The organism is Paenibacillus sp. NPDC055715, assembly GCF_053617595.1.
Genome location: NZ_JBSHGA010000008.1, coordinates 19,756 through 42,214, shown reverse-complemented (window position 1 = coordinate 42,214; position 22,459 = coordinate 19,756). Strand labels below are relative to the sequence as shown.

Sequence of the window (22,459 nt, the reverse complement as noted above, 5' to 3'; positions counted from 1 at the left end):
CGCCTGAGCGGGCAGATATAGAACGTTCTCGGACAGCAGGAAAAAACGTCCGTCGCCGACATTCCGTAGGTACGGAAAGCCCCGGGCGTAATGATCTCCCCACTGCGTTGAAGCAGCACTATAAGTGTAACAGCACCATTTTTCAAAGTCAAATAAAAAGCGAACATTATATCACATGAAAATAGTATTGTTCGTAATTGAGAATTTCGGGCCTTGTATGAAAACATATGAAAGGATATGTAAAAGGCCCCTCCGACATCGCGAGAACCGCGTCGAAAGAGCCTTTTCTTCAAATATATCATTCCGTTATCCAGCGAACGCATCCGAATGAGCGCGCTCATAATTGGCGAATTTATTATAATTTTTGAGAAACACCAGCTCTACCGTACCGACCGGGCCGTTACGTTGCTTAGCAATGATAATCTCAATAATATTTTTCTTTTCGGTTTCCTGATTATAGTAATCATCCCGGTACAGAAACGCTACGATATCAGCATCCTGCTCAATGGAACCGGATTCCCGCAAATCACTCATCATCGGCCGCTTGTCCTGACGCTGCTCCACCCCCCGGCTCAACTGGGAAAGGGCGATTACAGGCACTTCAAGCTCACGGGCAATTTGCTTCAAGGTCCGTGAAATTTCGGATACCTCCTGCTGCCGGTTCTCGCCCGACTTCCCGCGCCCATGAATGAGCTGCAAGTAGTCGATCACGATCATCCCCAGTCCCTTTTCCGTCTTGAGACGGCGGCACTTGGCACGGATATCCGCAACCGTAATACCCGGCGTATCGTCAATATAGATCTCAGCCTCCGACAAGGCCGCAATGCCCATTGTCAGCTTCGCCCAATCGTCGTCGCCCTTAAAATCACCCGTCCGCATCACGTTCGCGTCCAAATTGGCCTCGGCGCAGATCATCCGCTGAACGAGCTGGGCCGCCGACATTTCCAGACTGAAGATGGCTACCGTCTCCTTCGCCCGAACCGCAACGTTTTGGGCAATATTCAGGGCGAACGCCGTTTTACCTACGGATGGACGAGCTGCCACAATGATTAGATCATTGCGCTGGAAACCCGCCGTCATCTTGTCCAAATCAACAAAACCGGATGGAATCCCGGTCGTATTGCCCTTGTTCTGGTGCAGCAATTCGACCCGGTCGAACACTTCCATCACGACATCGCGGATGGCAACAAAACCGCTACCCGAACGCCCGTTGGATATCTCCATAATCTTGCGCTCGGCATCGCTCAGCATACCGGCGACGTCCTCGCCACCGCTATAGCCTTCGCTCACAATCTGCGTGGCTGCACGAATCAATCGGCGGAGCATCGCTTTTTCTTCAATGATCTGAGCGTAGTAATCCACGTTAGCCGCTGTCGGCACCCCGTGAGCCAGCTTCGCCAGATAGCTGACGCCCCCGATATCCTCCAACTGACCCTTGTCCTGAATTTTCGAGGTCAGGGTAACCAAGTCTATAGGCTGCCCGGATTCACCCAGCTCAATCATCGCTTCGTAAATCATCTGGTGAGCCTTATCGTAAAAATCCTCGGTCTGCACCCGCTCCATCGCTGTAATCAGTGCTTCGGACTGGAGCAAAATGGACCCGATAACCGCCTGTTCTGCCTCCAGATTTTGCGGAGGAATCCGATCGAAAAATTCGCCGCCCATAATTATTCTTCAGTCACCTGTACTTTCAGCGTAGCTTTGACCTCAGGATGAAGCTTGACGGTCATTTGAGTCACGCCCAACGTACGAATCGGTTCTTCCAGCTCGATTTTTCGTTTGTCCAGTTTGATGCCAGTTTTAGCGACAGCCTCCGCGATTTGCTTGCTTGTAATCGCGCCGAACAGTCGACCGCCTTCACCAGCTTTTGCTTTCAGCTGAACGGTTGTGGATTCCAGCTTTTTACCGAGTGCCTGCGCCTCTTCTTTTTCCTCATGCTTACGCTTTTCCTCAGCAGCGTTCTGGTTCTCCAGCGTCTTCATATTCCCTTCCGTCGCCGGGCGGGCAACACCGCGTGGCAGCAGGAAATTCGCTGCATAACCGTCCGATACTTCCTTAATTTGTCCCTTCTTGCCTTGACCCTTCATATCTTTAATAAAAATCACTCTCATTCAAATAACCCCTCTTCCCCATCAATTTCGGCCAGCACGTCGACCACTCTGCGTTTGGCTTCCTCCAGCGGACAGTCCAGCTGAACCGCCGCATTCGTCAGATGTCCTCCGCCGCCTAGCCGTTCCATGACGACCTGTACGTTCATGCGTCCGAGTGAACGGGCGCTAATCCCCACCAGGCCGTCAGGACGTTCACTGACCACAAAAGAAGCCAGTACATCCGTCATATTGAGTAATGAATCCGCCACCTGAGCAATCAGGAGCTGCGGTATCTTCTGTCCAGGCTCTGTCACCGCAAGCGCGATGTGCTCATATATCATTTTAGCATGCTTAATAATTTCCGCCTTAGCAATATATTCATCCAGGTCCTCTTTTAACAAGCGCTGGATCATCACTGTATCCGCCCCGCTACGCCGCAAAAAACCGGCGGCCTCAAACGTCCGCGAGCCTGTATGCAAGGAAAAATGCTTGGTATCCACGGTAATCCCTGCAAGCAACGATGTCGCCTCCAGCGGCGTCAGTTGAACCTTCTCATGAATATATTGCAGCAGCTCCGTCACCAGCTCACAAGCCGACGACGCATATGGCTCCAGATAAATCAAAACAGAGTCGTTAATAAACTCCTCGCCCCGACGATGATGATCTACAACGACCACCCTGCTCGCCGTCTGCACCAATTTTGGCTCAATCGTCATTGAGGCCTTGTGCGTATCCACCACGACCAGCAGGCTGTGCTCGGTCATCAACTGGAGCGACTGCTCCGGTGTCATGAGCGCTGCCGACAGATTCTCGTCCTTGTTCACCTGCTCCATCATCCGTTCGATGGACGGATTGGATTTATCCAGCACGATGTGCGCCTCTACATTATAGAGCGCTGCGGCCTTCCACACCCCAATGGCTGCTCCCAGTGCATCCATGTCCGGTATTTTGTGTCCCATGATCAGCACGCGGTCGCTCTCCTGCATCAGGTCACGCAGCGCATGCGCAATGACCCGTGCGCGCACCCGTGTACGCTTTTCGACAGCATTGGACTTGCCGCCGTAAAAAGATAGACGCTGTCCGGCCTTCACCGCCGCCTGGTCGCCACCCCGTCCGAGCGCCATATCCAGACTGGACTGAGCCAGCTCGCCCAGCTCCTTGATGCTCTCCGCGCCGAAGGACAAGCCGATGCTCAGGGTCATTGGCACTTTCAAATCAGCCGTCATTTCCCGTACCGTATCCAGAATGATGAATCGACTCTGCTCCAGCTCCTGGAGCGCCTTGTGATTCAGCATGATGAGATAACGCTCGGATGACAAACGACGCAAATAAATATTGTACTGGTTCGCCCATGATGTAATCTCGCTCGACACCTTCGCAATAAGCGCGGTACGCTGCTGATCGTCCATTCCCTGAGCGGCTTCATCCATATTATCGAGCATAACGATGCCGAGCGCCAGCCGCTCGTTTTCATACTGCTTGCGCAGCACCGCCAACTCCGTTACCTCATACAAATAAATCAGACGCTCGTCCAGCACGATGAGGAACTGATAGTAGCGCTCATCATGCTGTAGCTCCACCTTTAGCTCACGAACAGGCTCCTTCATTTCCTTTTTGGCGCCCAAAGCTCCTGCCAGTTGAGGAAACAGATTCTGGAGCGGCTCGCCTATCAGTGACTGGTCCTCGAACATTTCCCCTGCAAACCGATTGTGCCATTCCACCGTTCGATTTTCACTGTATAAAATGATGCCGAACGGCAGTGAGCTGACCGCTTCCCCTTCCACCCGCTTGATGCGAAAGGAAAGGCCACTGATATATTGATTCAGTCCCCGACGGAAATCCAATTCCGTCTTCAGCATCAGCCCGCCGAGCAAGAATGACAGCAGCAGTCCCATCACACCTAGTTCCCAGTTATACATGGAAATACATATGACAAGCACCAGCAGCAGTAAAAACGCCCAGATAGTCTGATAGCCGTGCCAGCGTTTTTGTAGAAATTTAGGCATGACTGTTCACCCTATTTCTTTGATCTTGTAATAGCTTCGCGCAGCGGAAAGGCCAAATCAATAATACCGATAATGCGGAGCGGCTGGAACACCAGAACGACGAGCGACAGCAGCAACGCGATCACCGGGCTCATGTTACGACTATGCGTCCAGAAGTAAATAAAGCCGATCGTCTGGATAATAAAACACGCATGGATCAGCGGCAACATACTAACCGCAACCGCCTGAACCCAACTGCTGTCAGAGGACATGCCCATCCACTCAAACACAATCGCCAGCAGGTAATACCAGATGAGCGCGCGTGGCAGCCTCCATTCTCGGGCAGGCTTCATTTTGCGTACAGGCACATCAAGGCTGCTCAATGCCGGACGCGCCAGAGCGTGCGTGATCACAGCCAGTAAAAACGAGGTCAGGATCAGCACATATGACACTTTGCCGATCATCATCGTACCGAGTCTCTGTGTATCTTCTGCTGTCCAATTCATGCCCGGAAGCTTCGGATTGCCATTTAATATTTGCTGTACCAGATTGGCCGATATAGCAGCCTGATCACGAAGATACTGCGAAAGATCAAACCCGAAGGTATACGTAGCAATGAGCAGTACAACCAACAACTCGGCTAAAATCACACCCGTTCCGGTCATCAATACCTGAAAAGCAGGTGCTCCCTTTTTATATACCCGTCCCATCAACAATGCGGGGATCAGAAAATAAATCGCGGGAAGCAGCAAATATACATCTTGTAGCGCTATAATCAATAGCACCGGTATGACATGAATCAGAAATCCCTTGAAAGGCAGCGACGAAAACAATACAACGCCAGGCACAATCAGCAAAAATACGGTAAAGATTCTTAAGGGTGTCAATAGAGACAGCAGCAGCAGCAAATAAATAACGCTCCATGCTACAGTTGCCAAGCGGAATTTCAAAGTTTTCACCTCTTACGCATATGTTCTTCCAGTGCGGATATGTCCTGATACCAATCCTCCAACTGGTGTCCTTCTTTTCTGTGCTTTCTTAGCTTGTCGATGAGGAGATCATCCAATTCACGGTAAGACACCCCGAGACGTCTTCCCAAAATATAACTGCTCATCATCAGACTCGCCAGACAATCGCCAATGCGGGCTGTACTGCCTTCCCACATCGCTTTAAACAGACAAGATACCTGGTCAAGTACCTCTGTTTTGAGCCATTCAATCACCTTGGCCCGTTTAACCACATCCAGTTCTTTAGGCATATGATGAAGAGTCACACCCCTCTGAAAAAGCTTTATTCTCCATTATAGCATGCTTTAAGGTGACGAGTTAAGTGATTCTCTGGACACGAATTTTTCACAATATTCAATAATCTGACTACGGCGAACAATGCCGATAAACCGTTCCATATCATCCACAACGGGTACAAAGTTCTGTACCTTAGCCAAATTAATTAAATCCTCCATATTGGCATCAATCGACACCGGCTTGATTGAAACCCGAAGCGGAACGTCCTTGAGCATGAACTTCGAAGCGTTTTCAAAGGTAATTTCCCCCTCAGATTCTTTCATATGCCACAGCAGATCACCCTCTGTAACTGTGCCGGTATATCTACCTTCCTTATCCAAAATTGGAACCGCTGTGAAACGATGATACTCCATCCGCTCTAACGTTTGCCGTAAAGTAGCATCCGCCGTTACACAAGCAACCTCCTTTTTGGGAAGCAAGAAAAAAGCAATATTCATGAGAAACGAATCCTCCTCAACATCAAATGTAAAATCAAATGATTACTCACTGAATGTTCTGCTTGTCGGGAAGCTTCAGCGTCTGCGGGGTTGTGCCGGAATCCAGCCAGTTCGCGATCATGAGTCTAGCATATTCGAGTTCCTGTTCATTGGCCCGGTCATAATACAGGCCCTTCTTCTTAAAACCTTTCCCCGTAATCGTAAAGCTCGAAATTTGTGGTTGACCCTGCGAAATAGCCTGCTTGCCAAGCCCTGTAATAAAAGTAGGCTCCATATCCGTCTTGAAATTGGCTCCCATAATATCGAGCAGCTCCGGAATCTTGGAGATCCCGTTGATATTCAACAGCTTATCCGTCATTGCATTCAGAAAAATTTGCTGCCGTTTGGTACGGTTAAAGTCGCTGTCTTCCCTATATCTAACATAATACATCGCTTCTTCACCATTATAAAGCGGCTTGCCCGCCTCGATACGGAACTTGATATGCAGCGGATTTTTATTCTCAATCGGCTTATCGATTGGAAGCTCAACCCCACCCACCGCATTTACAACATCCTGAATTCCCTGAAAATTAATCGTAGCATAATAATCGGCCTTATGCTCCATCAGCTTCCCTACCGTGGCCATGGACATATCTTCGCCTCCGAACGCATAAGCATGTCCCAACTTATCAAAATCATCCTTACCGTCATGATTTGGATCATGTCCGGCAATCTGGACATACGTATCCCTTGGAATGGAAACTAGAAGCACACGCGATTCCGCAGGCCGTACAGCCGCATAAATAACCGTATCCGAGCGGCCACGCGCCTTTTCGTTCGGCCTTTGGTCCGTACCAAGCAGCAGCACCGAAAACGGCCCTCTCCGATAAGCAACCGGCTCCGGCTGCTTCTGTCCCTCCGACTGGCGCGGCTGAAAGGACTTCTCCAGCTTGCTCTCCAACGTCGGAGATACGAACCAGTCAAAGGCCACCAGTGTCAGCTGTTTACGGAACAGATATCCTCCCGCTGCAATCAGAAACAAAACAATACATGAAATATATAGAGCGGTAAACCTTTTTTTCTTTTTAGGCTTTCCGCCTGTCCTTCCCCTATATCTTCTCTCCATAACAGGTTCCTTCCTTCTTTACTTCAATAAATTCCATATCTTTATTAAACCGAATCAGGCCCTTATGAAGCGGAAACTTCCCCTCCAACAGCATAAAAGGTCTGCTACCTTGTTGTCAAAAGTGCCGTGTCTTATCCAACTTCACCAAATTCTGCATCTTTACTGGGAAAGAGGTAGACAGAGCGAAACCATAGTCGAACAACTTCCGTGTCTGCTCGAACCGTTCCTCCTTGCTCGGTGCTCCCAGCGCCACAGCAACCAGCCTTCTGTCATGCCGTTCGGCTGTGCCGGTGAAGCAACATCCCGCATCAAAAAAAGATACAATTTTTAACATTTTCCATTCCATAGCAAAAAACCCGCCAATTCCTGCTTGCAGGCTGGAAGATTTTTATAATTCAAATGATTCAAAAAGGCTTTCTACTATGTTTCTAGGCAAAATGACAGGCCACAAAATGCTGATCGCCCGCATCCCGATACGCTGGGATTTCCGTTTTACAACGGACCTCCGCCATAGGACAGCGCGTATGGAACTTGCAGCCTGACGGCGGATTCGCTGGGGAAGGAATGTCCCCTTTTAGCACAATTCGTTGTCTCTTGATCGTCGGATCCGAAATGGGAACCGCCGACAGCAACGCCTTCGTATACGGATGAAGCGAATTGCGGAACAGCTCTTCCTTGGAAGCTAGCTCCACCATCGAGCCTAGATACATCACACCAATGCGGCTGCACAGATGCTCGACCACACTTAGATCATGCGAGATGAACAGATAGGTCAACTGCCGTTCCTGCTGCAAATCACTTAACAAGTTAATAATCTGAGCCTGAATAGACACATCGAGTGCAGATACCGGCTCGTCAGCCACGATAAAATCAGGATTCAAAATCAAAGCCCGCGCAATCCCGATCCGCTGACGCTGACCGCCGGAGAACTCATGCGGATACCGATCATAGTGATAGGCGGATAGCCCACAGATATCCAGCGTCTCGTTAACCTTTTCCCGCAGCTTACTACGGTCAATTAATCCGTGATCCAGCAATGCTTCTCCGATGGCTTCACCTACCTTAATTCTCGGATTCAATGAGCTAAAAGGGTCCTGAAAGACAATTTGCAGCTTCGGACGAAGCGCACGGATCTGCTCCTTACTTAACGCATGCAAGTCCTCTCCCTTGTATCGCACCGATCCCTCTGTCTTATCCATCAGCCTGAGAATCGTACGTCCAATCGTGCTTTTGCCGCAACCAGATTCTCCTACCAGACCAAAGGACTCTCCCTTATGGATGCTAAAAGATACATCATCGACCGCTTTCACATGTCCCACGGTACGCTGAAAAATCCCGCCTGTGATCGGAAAATATTTTTTCAGACCTTCCACTTGAATTAAAGGCTCGCTCATACCCGTTGCCCTCCTTCTTCCTCATATAGCCAGCAGGCAACCTTATGACCGTTCTTCTTTTCGTGCAGAGGAGGGGCCTGATCCTTACAGATTTGTAAACAATGCGCACACCGATCATGAAAATGACAATTTTCCTCCAGCTCAATCGGGTTGGGAACCTGACCAGGGATTGAATACAGCCGATCGATCTTCTGATTAATGACAGGCTTCGCCTTCAATAACCCTTGCGTATACGGATGCTGCGGGTTTTTGAACAGCTCAATGACGGGAGCCTCTTCAATAACGTTCCCCGCATACATGACGACCACATAATCGGCCATCTCCGCCACTACGCCCAAATCATGCGTAATCAGCATAATAGACGTTTTAAGCTTATCCTTCAAATCCCGCATGAGATCTAGAATTTGCGCCTGAATCGTAACATCCAGTGCCGTTGTCGGCTCATCCGCAATCAGCAGCTTCGGATTACAGCTCAGTGCAATAGCAATCATAATTCGCTGGCGCATACCACCACTCAGTTCATGCGAATACGAATGAAATATTTCCTCCGGACGCGAAATGCCCACCAGACTGATCAACTCAATCGCCCGGGTACGTGCTTCTTTTTTACTCATTAATGTATGCATCAGCAGAGGCTCCGTAATCTGTTCTCCAATGGTAAGCACTGGATTCAGCGAAGACATAGGCTCCTGAAAAATAATTGAAATGTCATTGCCTCGAATTTGCTGCATTTGACCTTTATTCAGTGTCAACAGATTTTTACCCTCAAACCAGATTTCACCGTCTGAGGTATGGGGAGAATCAATCAGCCGCATCATCGTCATCGCCGTTACACTTTTGCCGCAGCCGGATTCTCCTACCACACAGAGCGTTTCACCCTCACGTATTTTAAAACTGACGTCATTGACCGCTTTGACAGTTCCACTAGAGGTGCGAAAGTGGGTTTTCAGGTTACGAAATTCAATCAAAGCATTTTCCATAAGTGTCCGTCTCCTACTTCTTCATTTTAGGGTCTAGTGCATCGCGCAAACCGTCGCCAATCAGGTTAATTGCTACAACCGTAATCAAAATACACATTCCCGGTGAAACCCATATCCAAGGCCGTTTGCGGAAGTCGATCAGATTGTTCGCAGCCGAAATCATGTTACCCCACGAAGGTTGGGGCGGCACAACGCCGATTCCCAAGTAACTGAGCGCAGACTCCGTGATAATCGCCCCAGCCACCCCGAGCGTAGCCGTTACAATAATCGTAGGAATCGTGTTCGGCAGCAGATGGCGGAATATTTTACGGCGGTCTCTCAAGCCGAGCGCTTCCGTCGCTTGCATGAACTCCTGCTCACGCAGCGTAAGAATCTGCCCTCTGACCAGACGGGACAAGCTCGTCCAGCTCAAGACCCCGATAATGAGCATTAGAAAATAAATCCGTTTCGCTGGATCAACCTTTAAATCGGACAGAACGGCGCCTAAAATAATCAGCAGCGGCAAGGTAGGCAATGCCATAAAAATATCGGCAATCCGCATAATGATCGTATCCACGCCCTTGCGATAGAATCCTGCCAGTGCTCCCAACGTCGCACCGATCATGACCGAAATAAACGTGGCTACCAGCCCCACCATCAAAGAAATACGGCCAGCCAGCATCGTACGCAGCAAAATATCTCTGCCAAACTTATCCGTCCCCAGCCAGTACTGGGCATTCGGGGCTAAGTTTTTGTCAGATAGCTTGTAATCATCCAGATGATAAGGTGAAATCATCGGTCCAAATATACAAATGACCACCATAAGAATCAATATAATGAGTCCAGCCAAAGCCAAATGGTTCTGGTTAAAACGGCGAACGGTGATTCTCCACGGAGACGCTTCAGGACGGACCGCCGCCTTTTGGTTGGTTTCAATCGTGACTTTTTCTGCGGGCAATAGTATCCCTCCTACTTCAAGCGAATTCTTGGATCTGCCATGCCATACAATACATCCGAGAGCAAATTACCGATGAGCGTAAGAACCGCCAGGAAAATAGTGAAGCCCAGCATAAACGGATAATCCCGCATACTGATCGACTCCAGATAGACTTGTCCCACACCCGGCCACACAAATACCTTTTCCAGAATCATCGCCCCGCCAAATAAAGCCGGAAGCTCAAAGCCAAGCAGCGTGATGGCCGGAATCAGCGCGTTGCGCAGAGCATGCTTGAAAATAACCGTCCGTTCCTTCAAGCCCTTAGCGCGTGCAGTACGAATATAATCCTGACGAATAACCTCCAGCATACCTGTACGGAAATACCGGGTTAGACTGCCTGTGCTCAGCATCGTAAGAACAAGCGTTGGCAGGAACATATGCTTGAGAACATCCACAATATAAGCCCATGAGCCCGGCTCCATCCCTGCTGTTGTCATACCTCCAACCGGAAGAACCCCCCATTCCAGTGCAAATATTTTGATCACCAAAAGACCGATAAAGAAAGACGGCAGCGACATACACAAAAATATGAATAGCGTGACAAACTTATCGAATAACGAGTATTGGAACTTTGCTGAAAATACCCCGGCAACAACCGCAATCAGCCAGCTAAAAATAAGACTGAAAAAAGCAATAATAAAAGAATTCCATACATAATTGCCAATGACCTTCGTTACCGACTGCTTATGCTGTAATGAATCCCCCATATTACCCTTCAGCATATTACCCGCCCATATAAAATAGCGTTGGTACTCCGGCTTATCTAACCCGTAGATATGTCGTAGCTCCTGTGCCTTTTCGGCGGTCATGTTCGGGTTCTGCTTGGCTGTAATATAATCACCCGGCACCATGGCTGAAATCGTAAATACGATAATGGATATGCCAATGAGTGTGGGGATGAGTTGCAGCAGTCTTCGAATAATATACTGCCTCATAATCATTCCTCCAGACGAATAAAGTGATATGCCCAGCCCGTGAGAGCTGAGCATACGATTGGCAATCCTTATTGAGCGAGCTGAGCGTTATACAGACTGAATTCAAAATCTTTGTATGGTGTAATTTCTAAGCCGGATACACGCCCATTAACTGGCCACATATCTCTGCGTTGGTACATAAAAATAACTGGCAAATCCTTGTTCAACTCCTTATAGAGCTGTTTGTATATCTGTTTGCGCTTTTCTTGATTCAATTCATGCTTGCCGGCTAACGTCAATTCATCGACCTTTTTGTTAGAGTATCCAACATCGTTTTGTGCACCGTTCGTAATATAAACCGTATTATCCGGATCAGGTGTCAATCCCCAAGCAGCAAAGAACATATCAAACTTGCCCGTATCCTTTTTATCCATAATGGCATTGAAATCTAGGGTTTCGGATGTCAATTTGATACCCAGCTCCTTGTAGTTATTGGACATGATCGGTAGCAAGGCCTCTACTATTGGATTATCCGCAGTCGCTGAGAAGTTAATGGTAAACTTTTCGCCGTCCTTTTCGCGGATACCGTCCGCTCCAACCTTCCAGCCAGCCTCATCCAGCAAAGCCTTTGCTTTAGCGGTATTAAACTCATATTTGTTAATGCCTTCATCCGTATAAGACCAGGCTTCTGTAGATTGTGGAATGTTAATGACGTTCGCATACGGACCATACACCCCTTCCACAATCTCCTTCCGGTTCAAACCGATGGTCAGAGCTTGGCGCACCTTAGGGTCCTGAAATTTCTTTTCTTTGTGATTCAAGGCAATATATCCGTAGCCATTGTTCGGCATAATATTCACGTCCAGGAAGCCCAGAGACTTCAATTCCTCTACGTTATCTTCTGTAACCGTAACATTGTCTATATCGGTTTCCCCCGTTTGCAGCATAGACAAGTTGGTTTCTTTTGTCGTCGTTTTGAAAATAACCGATTTTACCTTCGGTGCGCCCTTGAAGTAGTTTGGATTGGCTTCAAGTACAACTTGTTGACCGGGGGAAAAGCTTTTCATCACATATTGCCCGGAGCCGAGTGGCTTATTGTTAAGCGCCTTGATGCTGTCCAGGCTGCCGCGTTTGAATCCTTTTCCGTAGTAAGCTTCTGGCATAAAATAAATCTCGCTGCCCAGAAAATCCTTTGTATAAGCTGTTGCTTCTGTAACCGTTACTTCTACTGTGTTATCGTCAATGACTTTAACACCCGAAATATCATCCGCCTTGCCATCATGATATTCCTTGCCGCCTTTAATTTTGAAAGACAGAATATCGGTTTCTCCATCGTAATTCGGATCATGCAGTACCTTCAGGGCAAAAGCATAGTCCTTCACCGTTACTGGTGTCCCGTCACTATACTTCACACCTGGCTTCAGGTGGAACATGTATTTCAAGCCATCCTGCGACACATCAATCTTGTCAGCCAGGCTATTTTCGTATGTACCATCCGCTTTCACCTGTAAAAAGGAATCAAATACGGATCTGACTACATATAGATCATAAATCGTTTGGTAGAACAATGGGTTAAATACTCCTTTAGGTGACTGCATACCGACCACAATATTATCCTTCCGGTTCGTAGCTCCCGGCGGATTTTGCGTCAGATCACTTGCTTTAATAACACCCTTCGTAACTTGTGCACTCTCTTCTTTACGCTCCGTTTTAGTATCCGTATTGCCTGGCTGTGCTTCATTAGCACCACCGCTACACCCTGCAAACAGAACACCAACGATCATAAGCATCATAAGCAAAGAAACCCATTTCTTCGTTTGCACCATTCTGTTAATCCCCCTTAGTCGGCTCTTTTATTTAACAGCCTGTCTCTTTCCTGCGTTGATTCGTTAAAGCCTGAGGTTTGAAAATGAAGTCTGTGACATCCTCCTTACCGTTACCAACGGTAGCGTAAACACGTGTTTTTAGACCTTCGGTCAATTTAGGATACTAATAAACATTACATTTTTATTAAAGTTTTTCTTAAATTTAAAATAATAAAACGTCAAAATCTTTTTTTGTGTAATGTAAAATGAAAATCATCTATTTTTGTAAAGTTTATAAATTTTATTCGAAGAAATTCCGATGATCCAAATTTTCATGTAATATAAAATAAAATTTCAGAAATCTCAAATTTTTCTGGCGAGTTGGGGAACGTGCGATCCCAAATGAAACCAGAAAAACTGAGTTACGACTAATGGTTAAACATGGATTGTATTATTAGTAAGTTACAATACATGGGACTTGTTGTCAATAAAAAAAATCATAAAAAGAGGCGTTCCCGATTTCGGGAACGCCTCTTTTTTTTCTTCCATAAAACTACTATTCAGTAGTGTAAGGAAGCAATGCGATTTGACGGGAACGTTTAACCGCGATTGTCAACATACGTTGATATTTCGCGCTTGTTCCAGTCACACGACGAGGAAGAATTTTTCCACGTTCGCTGATGAATTTTTTAAGCAGGTCTGTATCTTTATAGTCAATGTGAGTAATTTTGTTCACAGTGAAGAAACATACTTTACGACGTTTGTTGCGACCACCACGACGAGCTGGTCTTTTGTTATCGTCTCCGCCTTCTCTTTGTCTGAAGCCCATTCTTTGTCAGTCCTTTCCCAATTAAAATGGTAAATCATCATCCGAAATATCGATCGGTTTTCCGTCATCGGAAAAAGGATCCTGATTGTTTCGCGAGTTATTATTCCCGCGTCCACTATTGCTGTTACCGCCTCCGAAAGGAGACTCCTCACGCGCAGTTCCACCGCTATTGCCGCCACCGTTACCGCCATCGCGGTTAGATTCCAAGAAACGTACATTATCAGCTACAATTTCAGTCACGTATACACGTTTTCCTTCATTGTTCTCATAATTACGCACCTGAACACGGCCTTCAACAGCCGTTAAACGACCTTTGCGAAGATAGTTAGCGCATGTTTCAGCAAGCTGACGCCAGGTTACGATCGGCAAGAAATCCGCTTCCCGTTCGCCGCCTTGACTCGTAAACGGACGGTCTACAGCCAGGGTGAACTGGGTTACTGCTACACCAGACGGTGTATAGCGCAGCTCTGGATCTTTGGTCAAACGACCGATCAGAATGACACGGTTCAACAATCCAATCCCCTCCTTTGAGCGTTGTTCATTACATAATCACGTACAATAATTAAGCTACGTCGTTCGTAATGAGATAACGAATTACTTCGTCAGAAATTTTCATGAGACGCTCAAGCTCAGCAACTACAGCAGGTTCTGCTGTGAAGTTTACCAGAACGAAAGAACCATCACGGAATTTCTTAATCTCATACGCAAGACGACGTTTAGTTACATCGTGACTCGTAATTTCGCCACCGCCGTTGGAGATGATACCTTGGAATTTATCGACTGCTGCTTGAACAGCTTCTTGTTCAATGTCAGGACGAATAATGTACATCACTTCATATTTGCGCATTCTTTACACCTCCTTATGGACATAAGGCCCTCAATCTTGGTTGAGAGCAAGGAACGAGCCTAAACTCGCACTAAAACAGTTTACCAAATCGGACAGCTGATTGCAACCTGCAATTGAGTCCATGCGATGTAAATCAGCTAATTAAGCTTCATACATTCCGTGTGCTTGTTCCCGCATGTTTCTGCTCATGTCAGCGCACAATAACCGTTGCAGTTCAAATCCATGTAGTAAAGGAGGAACAACCTTATGGGTGAAAAAACCGAATTTGAGCCAGGCGACAAAGCGCCAAATGACGGCGTATATATGGAAGTCGGAGAAAGAAGCTTTCATACGGAAATTCAAAACCCGCAGCAAGTGACACTGGAAAGAGGCGAATCTTTTCCAGAGACGACCAACCATAATCGCAAATGGAAGAAAAAAACGAAAGCCCGCGTTCATTAATGTATATTTTCTCGACATTCGGGCCATATTATAATTAGGCGATACAACAGAGAGGTGTGGTTCCGTTGGATGACGTAGCCGAACAAACTGTTAGGAGATCCATTCCGGGCATTAGAAGCGTTAGGTTTGTGTAAAAGGACACTGTCTTTTCAACACTGGTATTGCTTGTAAGTACACCGAGTTTCGTGATGTGATTGGACAGATCGTATCCTGTTAAAAATGTATCGCCTACGATGGAGGACCTTTGAGGTCCTCCTTTGTTGCATTACTGGAATTTTTGCATATACTGGTAAAATGCAGATTAATCCGGCTCCTTCTGCTACAATATATCCAAGTACAAAGACCTACTATTTACGGAGGTTCTAAGATGAGTTATTCTCGAATATTAAAGTGGATATCAGGTATATTCGAATTGGTGCTTGCCGTACCGATTGTGGGAGGAGCTATTGTCATGGGGACCGGTTACTCGGCTCTGGGATTCATGTTGGTCCTGCATGCAGTAACACTCATCCTGTCGTTACGCAATCAGGAGGCGATCTATGGCTCTGTATGGGGGATATTGACCTCTTTATTGGCCTGGATACCTGTTCTAGGCTGGATTCTCCATTTGATCGCAGCAATCCTTCTGATGGTCTCCGGCTCGAAAAAAACAAAACGCTATAACTACCCGCCAAACCAGCTATAACAACAAAGGGGTGTTCTTTAACAGCTGATACCTGTCACTGTTAAAGGGCATCTTTTTTATTTTATTCGCACCTCAACACTCATCCCTTGTTCCTCAGAAGGTTCAGTTCCATATCTACGTATACCCGGCCAGGCTATTTTAAATTTTATACTGTGCCTATTTTTCTTCATCCCTGGTGTTATTCACGCGCTGGTCGTTGTAAACAGCCACAAAGCTGACTTGCGAAACGAAGAGCTAATCCGCGCAGTACAGCGCGGGCAGAACCGATGACGGAGTTTAACTCCACTCGTATAAACGACGAAAAAGCCCGTAATCCTCTACGTTGAGGACACGGGCTTTTTACGTGAAATTAGGCGTTTATGGCGTCACCCTTACGTGGGTATTGAGAGCGGAGTACAAGGAACTGGGCAGGCACCCTGCGACCATTAGTCACGAACTCCAAGCCTTGGAAAAGGCTCTCTATCTGATTAATCACAGACCACGAAAAGGTTTGGGATGGAAAACGGCTCACGAATCCTTTTCAGAGGAACTGTCGCACTTGGCTTGGCAATCCGTCATACTAAAAAACCTCCTACGCGTGTTTAGCGTAAGAGGTTAACGGAATCATTTAGGTATATCAGAATCATCTAGATCAATTTCGTGTAAAATCGTATAGCTTTCGATCCACATATCGGACTGTAAACGTTGATACAGCGCGATATATTTTTAGTGGCGGAAAGAGTGGGAGTCGAACCCACGCACGCCTTGCGACGCCTAACTGATTTCGAGTCAGCCCCCTTAGACCACTTGGGTACCTTTCCGCAGCAAAGATTATTATATCATCATTGTGCCCATGATGCAAGCTCATTGTTTCCCAAAATCACTCAGTTACCCTTGGCTCAGTTTGTTTCCGAATTCTGCCCGTCAGCGTTGGCTTTTGAACGCAGCACCTTCTTCATATTCTTTTCGAACTTGGCACGCGGAATCAGAACACTGTGCTGGCAACCGACACATTTGATCCGAATATCCATACCCATGCGGATAATTTCCATTTCATTCGTTCCGCAGGGATGGGGCTTCTTCATCTGCACAATATCCCCCAGCTCAAACGACTTACGCTCCACCCTTCTCTCCCCCTTTTCTTTCCTGCTCGTCTTCCTTCTCGAGGGCTACCGCCGTCTCCAGGGCGCTCTGACGATGTTCCTCATCCTCTAGTGCCTTCTTGATGTTATTCTGAATATCACGTTCTACCGCAGCCCCTGTATTCGGCATACACTCCGCCACAACACGCACAATATACTCTGATGTAGTCATGGACTGAACCCCCAGAACATCCGGTATATTCAGCACCTGCACATTGGACTCTTCAATTCCATGGATCGCTTGTTTTACCAAACCAACAGCTTCCTCCAGAGTACGTTCTACCTTCATCGGTACATCTACAACCGCCAACGAGTTGGACATGGAAAAGTTCGTAACCGCCGTAATGGAGCCGTTAGGTAAAATGTAAGCCTCTCCTTTCCAACTCACCAGCCTGGTTGTACGCAGCCCAATCACTTCTACCGTACCTTTGAAGGTTCCTGTCTGAATAACGTCTCCTACGGCAAACTGATCCTCGAAAATGATAAAGAACCCGGTAATCACATCCTTAACCAAGCTCTGCGCCCCAAAACCAACGGCCAATCCAAGCACTCCGGCTCCAGCAATCAGAGGTCCGAGATTAATACCCATTTGAGACAATACCAGCATAATCAGAATGAAATTAAATACGATATTGGTTACATTTTTCAGCAGTTCTCCGACGGTTGTTAGCCGCCTGGTATTCAATCGAAATCTGCCGTTCTCTCCCTTTTGCTGCATCGACTTATCTATAATTTTATTAATAACCCGAATAAAGATACGTGTGATGATGAAAATAATAGCGATCTTCAAAATCACAAACAACAAGGTCGACCACATCGCACTATCTGTAAACCATCCCCATATAACATCCTTCCAGTGTATCGCATCCTTCACAACAGCAGACGTCTCTGTATTGTTCTCCAACCAACGCATTAAGGTCATTCTGTTGCTCCTCCTTACACAAGGACCCACTTTTCTGGTTTCCCAAATTCTATTTTCTACTACATAAGCCCATCTAATGGCTTCATTCATTTTGCTATGAATAATCTACTTCACCGAGTATAAAACCCCAAACTTATCCATATACTAGCTACTATCTTGAGAATAGATGTTACCCGCAGGCTAATAGCTGTTCTCTAAGGCAATTATACTGCCGGTGTTCATCTCTGATCAATGCTATGCCAACAGCATAACTGCCTATATAAACGAGCGCAACCTGCACACTCCATTACAGAGCGAAAGGAAGATTCCATGACTCATCCACCTGACTTCATTCCGGGGCAAGAACCCCTTAGCTTAAAAATATCACACACCGACCCCGGGATCCAATCAGCCATCATCCATCGTTTGCTGTTCCATTTGCACCAGGCGCCCAGTCTGCAAAATATCGTTATTATTTGCATCGGCACCGACCGTTCTACTGGAGATTGTCTCGGCCCGCTCGTAGGTACTCATTTGTCTCGCTATAAAAGCCCGCTCTTTCACCTTTACGGAACATTGGAGGAGCCTGTACATGCTATGAATCTGCAAACAACACTGGACGGTATACACACCCGGTACGACCAGCCCTATATTATCGGCATAGACGCATGTCTTGGACAAACCTCCAGCGTTGGATGCATTCAGGTTGCGGACGGGCCTTTGAAGCCTGGAGCGGGGGTAAATAAAGAATTACCGCCGGTCGGCGATATCCATTTGACAGGAATCGTTAACGTCGGCGGCTTTATGGAATACTTTGTGTTGCAAAATACAAGACTAAATCTGGTCATGAAATTATCAGATATCATTGCTGGCAGCTTATACTCCGCGATTAAGGAGTGGCATTACCGTTCCGTCCTGCTTGCTGCGCAAGAGTAACAGCTTCTTTCTCTTCAGGGGATAAGGAATAAGATGACTGCCCCGCTTCCAGGGGCTTGGCATACACATAAGAGCCATCCCGGTTATAAATACCGGTTAATACGATACCATCCTGATTGCCATCTACAATAGCTATGGAGAAGCTTAGATCGCTCCCTCGCTCGTCAAAGGCATTATAACGTTTGATCCCTACATGTCCCTTCAGGCCAGTCAGTTTACTGTGTAGAGATTCCATACTTGCACGATGGACTTCCTGCTCATCCTCAATCGTATCCATTTGTACCTTCAAATCAATCAACAGCGTTTCCAAATTCTCGACACCGCTGCCTGCCATCATGGTTTCATACTTTCGCCGCATCTTCTTCAACTTTGCACCCTGCACAATGATAACGATCAACAGGATGAGCAAAATGAGCACAATTCCTGCAACGATTCCGGCAAGCTGTTCCATGATTAGTCCATTCAATTCAGCCATATGCTTGCTTCTACTCCTCTACCTCCAAAATCATGTCACTGCATACCTCTTATTTTAAACGTTTGAGAACAGCGAAACAAATAACAGAAGACTATTAGATTATCCATCCAGACCATTCTGATTCTTTCACTTCCAGACAAAGCAAAGACATATCTCATTTCCCGCTTCGATCAAGGAGACATGTCCTATTTCATGCAGACTACTGCAATAGTTCCAGTAATCTTTCCAAATCCTGCTGGCTGTAATAATTCAATTCGATTTTACCTTTATCCTTGTTATGCTTGATTTTCACAGTTGTTTTAAAACGTTCACGCAAGGACTCTTCCATATGATCAATAAAAGGGTCCTTTTTTCTCATCTTGGGCTTGGCCTTCGCTTCACCAGGCTTATGATCTAATTGCTGTACGGCTTCTTCCAGCTCCCGAACACTCCACTGCTGCTCAATGCATTGTGTCGCCAGTTGCTTCACCATGTCCGGATCTTTGAGCCCAACAATCGCTCTGGCATGTCCCATAGATAGTGTTCCACGTGAAACATGATCCTTAACTTCCTCCGGCAATGCAAGCAAACGAAGGAAATTCGCAATATGAGAGCGCGATTTGCCCACTTTCAAGGACAATTCCTCTTGAGTTAACGAGAACTGATCCATTAATCCCTGATAAGCTACTGCTATTTCCATAGCATTCAGATTTTCACGCTGCAAATTCTCAATCAGGGCAATCTCCATTACCTGCTGATCGGTAAAATTGCGAACAACCACAGGTATCGACGAATTCCCACAATATTGGGAAGCCCGAAACCTTCTTTCACCTGCAATAATTTCATAGCCTCTTAATACACTACGTGCAATAATAGGTTGGATAACACCGTGCTGGCGAATAGATTCTGCCAGTTCTTTAATCGATTCCTCATCAAACGTTTTTCGAGGCTGGTACGGATTTGCACGCAACTGGCTAAGCGGAATGTCAACAACCTTGTCCTCATCATTGACCGTAAGGGAGGGAATGAGTGCATCCAGCCCTTTTCCCAACCGTTTACTCATAAGATGCCACTTCCTTTGCCAACTCAATATATACCTCTGCCCCACGGGAGCGGGGATCATACGTAATAATGGATTGACCATGTGATGGTGCTTCACTGAGCCTCACATTGCGTGGAATAATCGTCTGATAAACCTTACTTTGAAAATACTTTTTCACTTCTTCAATCACTTGAATACCCAAATTCGTGCGAGCGTCAAACATCGTCAGCAGCACGCCTTCAATTTGCAGTGAAGTATTCAAATGCTTTTGCACCAATCGTACAGTATTCAATAGCTGACTTAATCCTTCCAATGCGTAATATTCACACTGAATGGGGATAATGACCGAATCAGAGGCCGTTAAAGAATTAAGTGTCAAAATCCCCAACGATGGAGGGCAATCAATCAATATATAATCGTACTTATGCTTGACGAGCTGGAGCGATCTTTTTAATCGGAGTTCACGAGAAATGGTCGGCACCAGCTCGATTTCCGCTCCTGCCAGTTGAATGGTGGCCGGAATAATATCCAAACCCTCAATCTGTGTACTGACAATCGCTTCGCTAGGATCAACCTCATTAATGAGTACATCATAAATGCAATTTGCCACATCCGCCTTATTGATACCCACACCGCTGGTTGTATTACCTTGCGGGTCGATATCCACGAGCAATACCCTTTTGCCGAGGGAAGCAAGTCCGGCGCCCAAATTCACGGAAGTAGTTGTTTTGCCCACTCCGCCCTTTTGATTGGCTACGGCTATTATTTTTGACACTTCATTCACCTCATAATTTAATCGGAATCCTGCTATATTCCTTTATTGCAAAATCCTTTATTAAGACGATTCTCCATCATTAGCTTACGGATAACGGCAATTTTTAGAATAGAATACGAGTATGCTGCGGTTTTAATTGGCGTTAGACAGAAAAAGCGGCAATTGCTGCCGCCTGTACGCTTCATCCCTTACTTACGTTTGGGAATTTGAATGACAATCTCATAGTGATCCTCATGATCGGATTCCTTGGTCTTGATATCCAAGCCTGAGCCAGACACCATATCAATGGATTGACGAATCGTATTCAGCGCAAGCCGAACATCCTTGGTAAAGGAAACCCGCTTGGATTTCTTCATCGTGGACACCTGTTTATAAAAGGCGACTCTCGCCTCTGTCTGCTTCACATTGAGTTCCTTGGCGATGACTTCATCCAAAACCTTATACTGTAGCTCTTCAGTCTCTAATGACAATAACGCACGGGCATGACGCTCGGACACTTTCCGTTCCATTAGAGCACCTTTCACTCTCTCTGGCAGGTGAAGCAGCCGTATCTTATTAGCAATAGTAGATTGGCTTTTGCCAAGTCGCTGAGCGAGACTTTCCTGGGTGAGCTGATGCAGATCAATCAGCTTCTGATAAGCTACAGCCTCTTCAATCGCTGTTAGCCCTTCCCGTTGAAGATTTTCAATCAACGCGATGGATGCAGCTTGCGAATCATTAAAATCACGAACAATGGCTGGAATGGTATTCATCCCCAGCTTGGTGACAGCCCTCCATCGACGTTCTCCTGCTATAATTTCGTATTGTCCATTACGGAAACGAACGACAATCGGCTGAATTACACCATGCGTCTTTATGGTCTGGCATAGCTCATCAATCTTCTCGTCGTCAAATATGGTGCGGGGCTGATAAGGACTACTGACAATATCCCGAACTGGGATTTGCTTTATTTCGTCCCCAGTGGATCGCTCCGTCAAACCAAATAGCTTGGAAAATTGTTCTTTCATTCCGTATAATACCACCTAATTTCATAATAGCACCCCATACTAACAGCGCTTCGTGAAAAACAGTTCCTTACGCGGATCGTAGACCCTTTTATATGAGACAGCGCCGTATTCGGGTACACTCCACGCATTCTCCCTGGCATTGTTGTCCCGCTTTCCCCTTATGTATATCGGAATCGAACGGTACGGGAAGCAGTCAACCTACATTAAAACGATTATCTCTATTCTATCACTTTTCCAGCCATAATCCTATCGTCTCTACCAGCTTTTCGGAAGATCAGAGAATAAATTGTGCGCCCGATCAAATGCTCATTTATCCATATTCCTCTACGTTGTAAGTAAAGACCTTCTCTATCTATGCGTTATTTATGTAAGAGCATCGCAAGCCATAAAAAAAGTGAATGTTTCACGTGAAACATTCACTTTTTTTTCAA

Annotated in this window: 26 protein-coding genes and 1 tRNA gene; 4 read left to right on the top strand and 23 right to left on the bottom strand. The window is 46.5% G+C overall.

Annotated elements, in window-relative coordinates; genetic code table 11:
- Positions 1-306 precede the first annotated feature (306 nt).
- The 16 genes from dnaB to rpsF all read right to left on the bottom strand — a co-directional run bounded on the left by dnaB (position 307) and on the right by rpsF (position 14,666).
- Positions 307-1,665, bottom strand: a complete 1,359-nt coding sequence (gene dnaB, locus ACWGOO_RS14780) for a replicative DNA helicase (protein WP_452484578.1) — start codon at positions 1,663-1,665, stop codon at positions 307-309.
- A gap of 2 nt (positions 1,666-1,667) precedes the next feature.
- Positions 1,668-2,111 (bottom strand): 50S ribosomal protein L9, encoded by a 444-nt coding sequence (gene rplI, locus ACWGOO_RS14775; protein WP_452484577.1) that lies wholly within the window; start codon positions 2,109-2,111, stop codon positions 1,668-1,670.
- A complete protein-coding gene (locus tag ACWGOO_RS14770; protein WP_452484575.1) occupies positions 2,108-4,096 on the bottom strand; it encodes a DHH family phosphoesterase in 1,989 nt (662 codons plus the stop codon). The genes rplI and ACWGOO_RS14770 overlap by 4 nt, the downstream gene beginning before the upstream one ends.
- An 11-nt stretch (positions 4,097-4,107) precedes the next feature.
- Positions 4,108-5,025, bottom strand: coding sequence for a DUF2232 domain-containing protein (locus ACWGOO_RS14765; protein ID WP_452484573.1), 918 nt, complete (start codon positions 5,023-5,025; stop codon positions 4,108-4,110).
- Between the two features lie 5 nt (positions 5,026-5,030).
- A complete protein-coding gene (locus tag ACWGOO_RS14760; RefSeq protein WP_452484571.1) occupies positions 5,031-5,333 on the bottom strand; it encodes a MazG-like family protein in 303 nt (100 codons plus the stop codon).
- Between the two features lie 54 nt (positions 5,334-5,387).
- Positions 5,388-5,816, bottom strand: a complete 429-nt coding sequence (locus ACWGOO_RS14755; protein WP_452484570.1) for a CBS domain-containing protein — start codon at positions 5,814-5,816, stop codon at positions 5,388-5,390.
- 46 nt (positions 5,817-5,862) lie between these two features.
- Entirely contained in the window at positions 5,863-6,921 is a 1,059-nt protein-coding gene (locus tag ACWGOO_RS14750) for an LCP family protein (RefSeq protein ID WP_452484568.1), read from the bottom strand.
- A gap of 115 nt (positions 6,922-7,036) precedes the next feature.
- The gene (locus ACWGOO_RS14745; RefSeq protein WP_452484566.1) at positions 7,037-7,255 is read right to left on the bottom strand and encodes a hypothetical protein; all 219 of its coding nucleotides are present in this window, start codon (positions 7,253-7,255) and stop codon (positions 7,037-7,039) included.
- Positions 7,256-7,349: 94 nt separating this feature from the next.
- Positions 7,350-8,315, bottom strand: a complete 966-nt coding sequence (locus tag ACWGOO_RS14740; protein WP_452484564.1) for an ABC transporter ATP-binding protein — start codon at positions 8,313-8,315, stop codon at positions 7,350-7,352.
- Positions 8,312-9,295 (bottom strand): ABC transporter ATP-binding protein, encoded by a 984-nt coding sequence (locus tag ACWGOO_RS14735; RefSeq protein WP_452484562.1) that lies wholly within the window; start codon positions 9,293-9,295, stop codon positions 8,312-8,314. The genes ACWGOO_RS14740 and ACWGOO_RS14735 overlap by 4 nt, the downstream gene beginning before the upstream one ends.
- Positions 9,296-9,308: 13 nt before the next feature.
- Positions 9,309-10,232, bottom strand: coding sequence for an oligopeptide ABC transporter permease (opp4C, locus tag ACWGOO_RS14730; protein WP_452484560.1), 924 nt, complete (start codon positions 10,230-10,232; stop codon positions 9,309-9,311).
- Between the two features lie 11 nt (positions 10,233-10,243).
- Entirely contained in the window at positions 10,244-11,206 is a 963-nt protein-coding gene (locus ACWGOO_RS14725; RefSeq protein WP_452484558.1) for an ABC transporter permease, read from the bottom strand.
- Positions 11,207-11,274: 68 nt separating this feature from the next.
- Entirely contained in the window at positions 11,275-13,011 is a 1,737-nt protein-coding gene (locus ACWGOO_RS14720; protein ID WP_452484556.1) for an ABC transporter substrate-binding protein, read from the bottom strand.
- 535 nt (positions 13,012-13,546) lie between these two features.
- On the bottom strand, positions 13,547-13,819 hold the full coding sequence (rpsR, locus tag ACWGOO_RS14715; protein WP_013312800.1) for a 30S ribosomal protein S18: 273 nt from the start codon (positions 13,817-13,819) through the stop codon (positions 13,547-13,549).
- 21 nt (positions 13,820-13,840) lie between these two features.
- A complete protein-coding gene (ssb, locus tag ACWGOO_RS14710) occupies positions 13,841-14,332 on the bottom strand; it encodes a single-stranded DNA-binding protein (protein WP_452484554.1) in 492 nt (163 codons plus the stop codon).
- 49 nt (positions 14,333-14,381) lie between these two features.
- Entirely contained in the window at positions 14,382-14,666 is a 285-nt protein-coding gene (gene rpsF, locus ACWGOO_RS14705; RefSeq protein WP_044648139.1) for a 30S ribosomal protein S6, read from the bottom strand.
- A 246-nt stretch (positions 14,667-14,912) separates the two neighbouring features.
- On the opposite strand from rpsF, the gene ACWGOO_RS14700 reads away from it, so the two are divergent.
- From ACWGOO_RS14700 to ACWGOO_RS14690, 3 genes are all read left to right on the top strand, one after another.
- The gene (locus tag ACWGOO_RS14700) at positions 14,913-15,107 is read left to right on the top strand and encodes a YjzC family protein (RefSeq protein WP_044648140.1); all 195 of its coding nucleotides are present in this window, start codon (positions 14,913-14,915) and stop codon (positions 15,105-15,107) included.
- Positions 15,108-15,474: 367 nt separating this feature from the next.
- Positions 15,475-15,792 (top strand): hypothetical protein, encoded by a 318-nt coding sequence (locus ACWGOO_RS14695; protein ID WP_452484551.1) that lies wholly within the window; start codon positions 15,475-15,477, stop codon positions 15,790-15,792.
- A 24-nt stretch (positions 15,793-15,816) separates the two neighbouring features.
- Positions 15,817-16,062 carry a YqaE/Pmp3 family membrane protein gene (locus ACWGOO_RS14690; protein WP_452484908.1) on the top strand — a complete coding sequence of 82 codons (246 nt, stop codon included), beginning with the start codon at positions 15,817-15,819 and terminating at the stop codon, positions 16,060-16,062.
- A 439-nt stretch (positions 16,063-16,501) separates the two neighbouring features.
- On the opposite strand, the gene ACWGOO_RS14685 is transcribed toward ACWGOO_RS14690, so the two are convergent.
- From ACWGOO_RS14685 to ACWGOO_RS14675, 3 genes are all read right to left on the bottom strand, one after another.
- Positions 16,502-16,592: transfer RNA gene (locus ACWGOO_RS14685), tRNA-Ser, on the bottom strand.
- A 78-nt stretch (positions 16,593-16,670) separates the two neighbouring features.
- Positions 16,671-16,895, bottom strand: a complete 225-nt coding sequence (locus ACWGOO_RS14680; protein WP_025683694.1) for a DUF951 domain-containing protein — start codon at positions 16,893-16,895, stop codon at positions 16,671-16,673.
- The gene (locus ACWGOO_RS14675) at positions 16,885-17,835 is read right to left on the bottom strand and encodes a mechanosensitive ion channel family protein (RefSeq protein ID WP_452484549.1); all 951 of its coding nucleotides are present in this window, start codon (positions 17,833-17,835) and stop codon (positions 16,885-16,887) included. The genes ACWGOO_RS14680 and ACWGOO_RS14675 overlap by 11 nt, the downstream gene beginning before the upstream one ends.
- Before the next feature lie 309 nt (positions 17,836-18,144).
- On the opposite strand from ACWGOO_RS14675, the gene yyaC reads away from it, so the two are divergent.
- Positions 18,145-18,750 carry a spore protease YyaC gene (yyaC, locus tag ACWGOO_RS14670; protein WP_452484547.1) on the top strand — a complete coding sequence of 202 codons (606 nt, stop codon included), beginning with the start codon at positions 18,145-18,147 and terminating at the stop codon, positions 18,748-18,750.
- On the opposite strand, the gene ACWGOO_RS14665 is transcribed toward yyaC, so the two are convergent.
- The 4 genes from ACWGOO_RS14665 to noc all read right to left on the bottom strand — a co-directional run bounded on the left by ACWGOO_RS14665 (position 18,704) and on the right by noc (position 22,028).
- Complete coding sequence (locus ACWGOO_RS14665; RefSeq protein ID WP_452484546.1) at positions 18,704-19,225, bottom strand: DUF4446 family protein; 522 nt, start codon at positions 19,223-19,225, stop codon at positions 18,704-18,706. The two genes, yyaC and ACWGOO_RS14665, sit on opposite strands and share 47 nt — an antisense overlap.
- A 199-nt stretch (positions 19,226-19,424) precedes the next feature.
- On the bottom strand, positions 19,425-20,267 hold the full coding sequence (locus tag ACWGOO_RS14660) for a ParB/RepB/Spo0J family partition protein (protein ID WP_452484544.1): 843 nt from the start codon (positions 20,265-20,267) through the stop codon (positions 19,425-19,427).
- Entirely contained in the window at positions 20,260-21,021 is a 762-nt protein-coding gene (locus ACWGOO_RS14655; protein ID WP_025683689.1) for a ParA family protein, read from the bottom strand. Before ACWGOO_RS14655 ends, ACWGOO_RS14660 begins: the two co-directional genes overlap by 8 nt.
- 188 nt (positions 21,022-21,209) lie before the next feature.
- Entirely contained in the window at positions 21,210-22,028 is an 819-nt protein-coding gene (noc, locus tag ACWGOO_RS14650; protein ID WP_452484542.1) for a nucleoid occlusion protein, read from the bottom strand.
- Positions 22,029-22,459 lie beyond the last annotated feature (431 nt).

Bases quoted from the DNA above. Each gene is read 5' to 3' on its own strand.
- dnaB (WP_452484578.1), bottom strand. From the start codon at position 1,665: ATGGGCGGCGAATTTTTCGATCGGATTCCTCCGCAAAATCTGGAGGCA.
- rplI (WP_452484577.1), bottom strand. From the start codon at position 2,111: ATGAGAGTGATTTTTATTAAAGATATGAAGGGTCAAGGCAAGAAGGGA.
- ACWGOO_RS14770 (WP_452484575.1), bottom strand. From the start codon at position 4,096: ATGCCTAAATTTCTACAAAAACGCTGGCACGGCTATCAGACTATCTGG.
- ACWGOO_RS14760 (WP_452484571.1), bottom strand. From the start codon at position 5,333: ATGCCTAAAGAACTGGATGTGGTTAAACGGGCCAAGGTGATTGAATGG.
- ACWGOO_RS14755 (WP_452484570.1), bottom strand. From the start codon at position 5,816: ATGAATATTGCTTTTTTCTTGCTTCCCAAAAAGGAGGTTGCTTGTGTA.
- ACWGOO_RS14750 (WP_452484568.1), bottom strand. From the start codon at position 6,921: ATGGAGAGAAGATATAGGGGAAGGACAGGCGGAAAGCCTAAAAAGAAA.
- ACWGOO_RS14745 (WP_452484566.1), bottom strand. From the start codon at position 7,255: ATGTTAAAAATTGTATCTTTTTTTGATGCGGGATGTTGCTTCACCGGC.
- ACWGOO_RS14740 (WP_452484564.1), bottom strand. From the start codon at position 8,315: ATGAGCGAGCCTTTAATTCAAGTGGAAGGTCTGAAAAAATATTTTCCG.
- ACWGOO_RS14735 (WP_452484562.1), bottom strand. From the start codon at position 9,295: ATGGAAAATGCTTTGATTGAATTTCGTAACCTGAAAACCCACTTTCGC.
- ACWGOO_RS14725 (WP_452484558.1), bottom strand. From the start codon at position 11,206: ATGAGGCAGTATATTATTCGAAGACTGCTGCAACTCATCCCCACACTC.
- ACWGOO_RS14720 (WP_452484556.1), bottom strand. From the start codon at position 13,011: ATGGTGCAAACGAAGAAATGGGTTTCTTTGCTTATGATGCTTATGATC.
- rpsR (WP_013312800.1), bottom strand. From the start codon at position 13,819: ATGGGCTTCAGACAAAGAGAAGGCGGAGACGATAACAAAAGACCAGCT.
- rpsF (WP_044648139.1), bottom strand. From the start codon at position 14,666: ATGCGCAAATATGAAGTGATGTACATTATTCGTCCTGACATTGAACAA.
- ACWGOO_RS14700 (WP_044648140.1), top strand. From the start codon at position 14,913: ATGGGTGAAAAAACCGAATTTGAGCCAGGCGACAAAGCGCCAAATGAC.
- ACWGOO_RS14695 (WP_452484551.1), top strand. From the start codon at position 15,475: ATGAGTTATTCTCGAATATTAAAGTGGATATCAGGTATATTCGAATTG.
- ACWGOO_RS14675 (WP_452484549.1), bottom strand. From the start codon at position 17,835: ATGACCTTAATGCGTTGGTTGGAGAACAATACAGAGACGTCTGCTGTT.
- yyaC (WP_452484547.1), top strand. From the start codon at position 18,145: ATGACTCATCCACCTGACTTCATTCCGGGGCAAGAACCCCTTAGCTTA.
- ACWGOO_RS14665 (WP_452484546.1), bottom strand. From the start codon at position 19,225: ATGGCTGAATTGAATGGACTAATCATGGAACAGCTTGCCGGAATCGTT.
- ACWGOO_RS14660 (WP_452484544.1), bottom strand. From the start codon at position 20,267: ATGAGTAAACGGTTGGGAAAAGGGCTGGATGCACTCATTCCCTCCCTT.
- noc (WP_452484542.1), bottom strand. From the start codon at position 22,028: ATGAAAGAACAATTTTCCAAGCTATTTGGTTTGACGGAGCGATCCACT.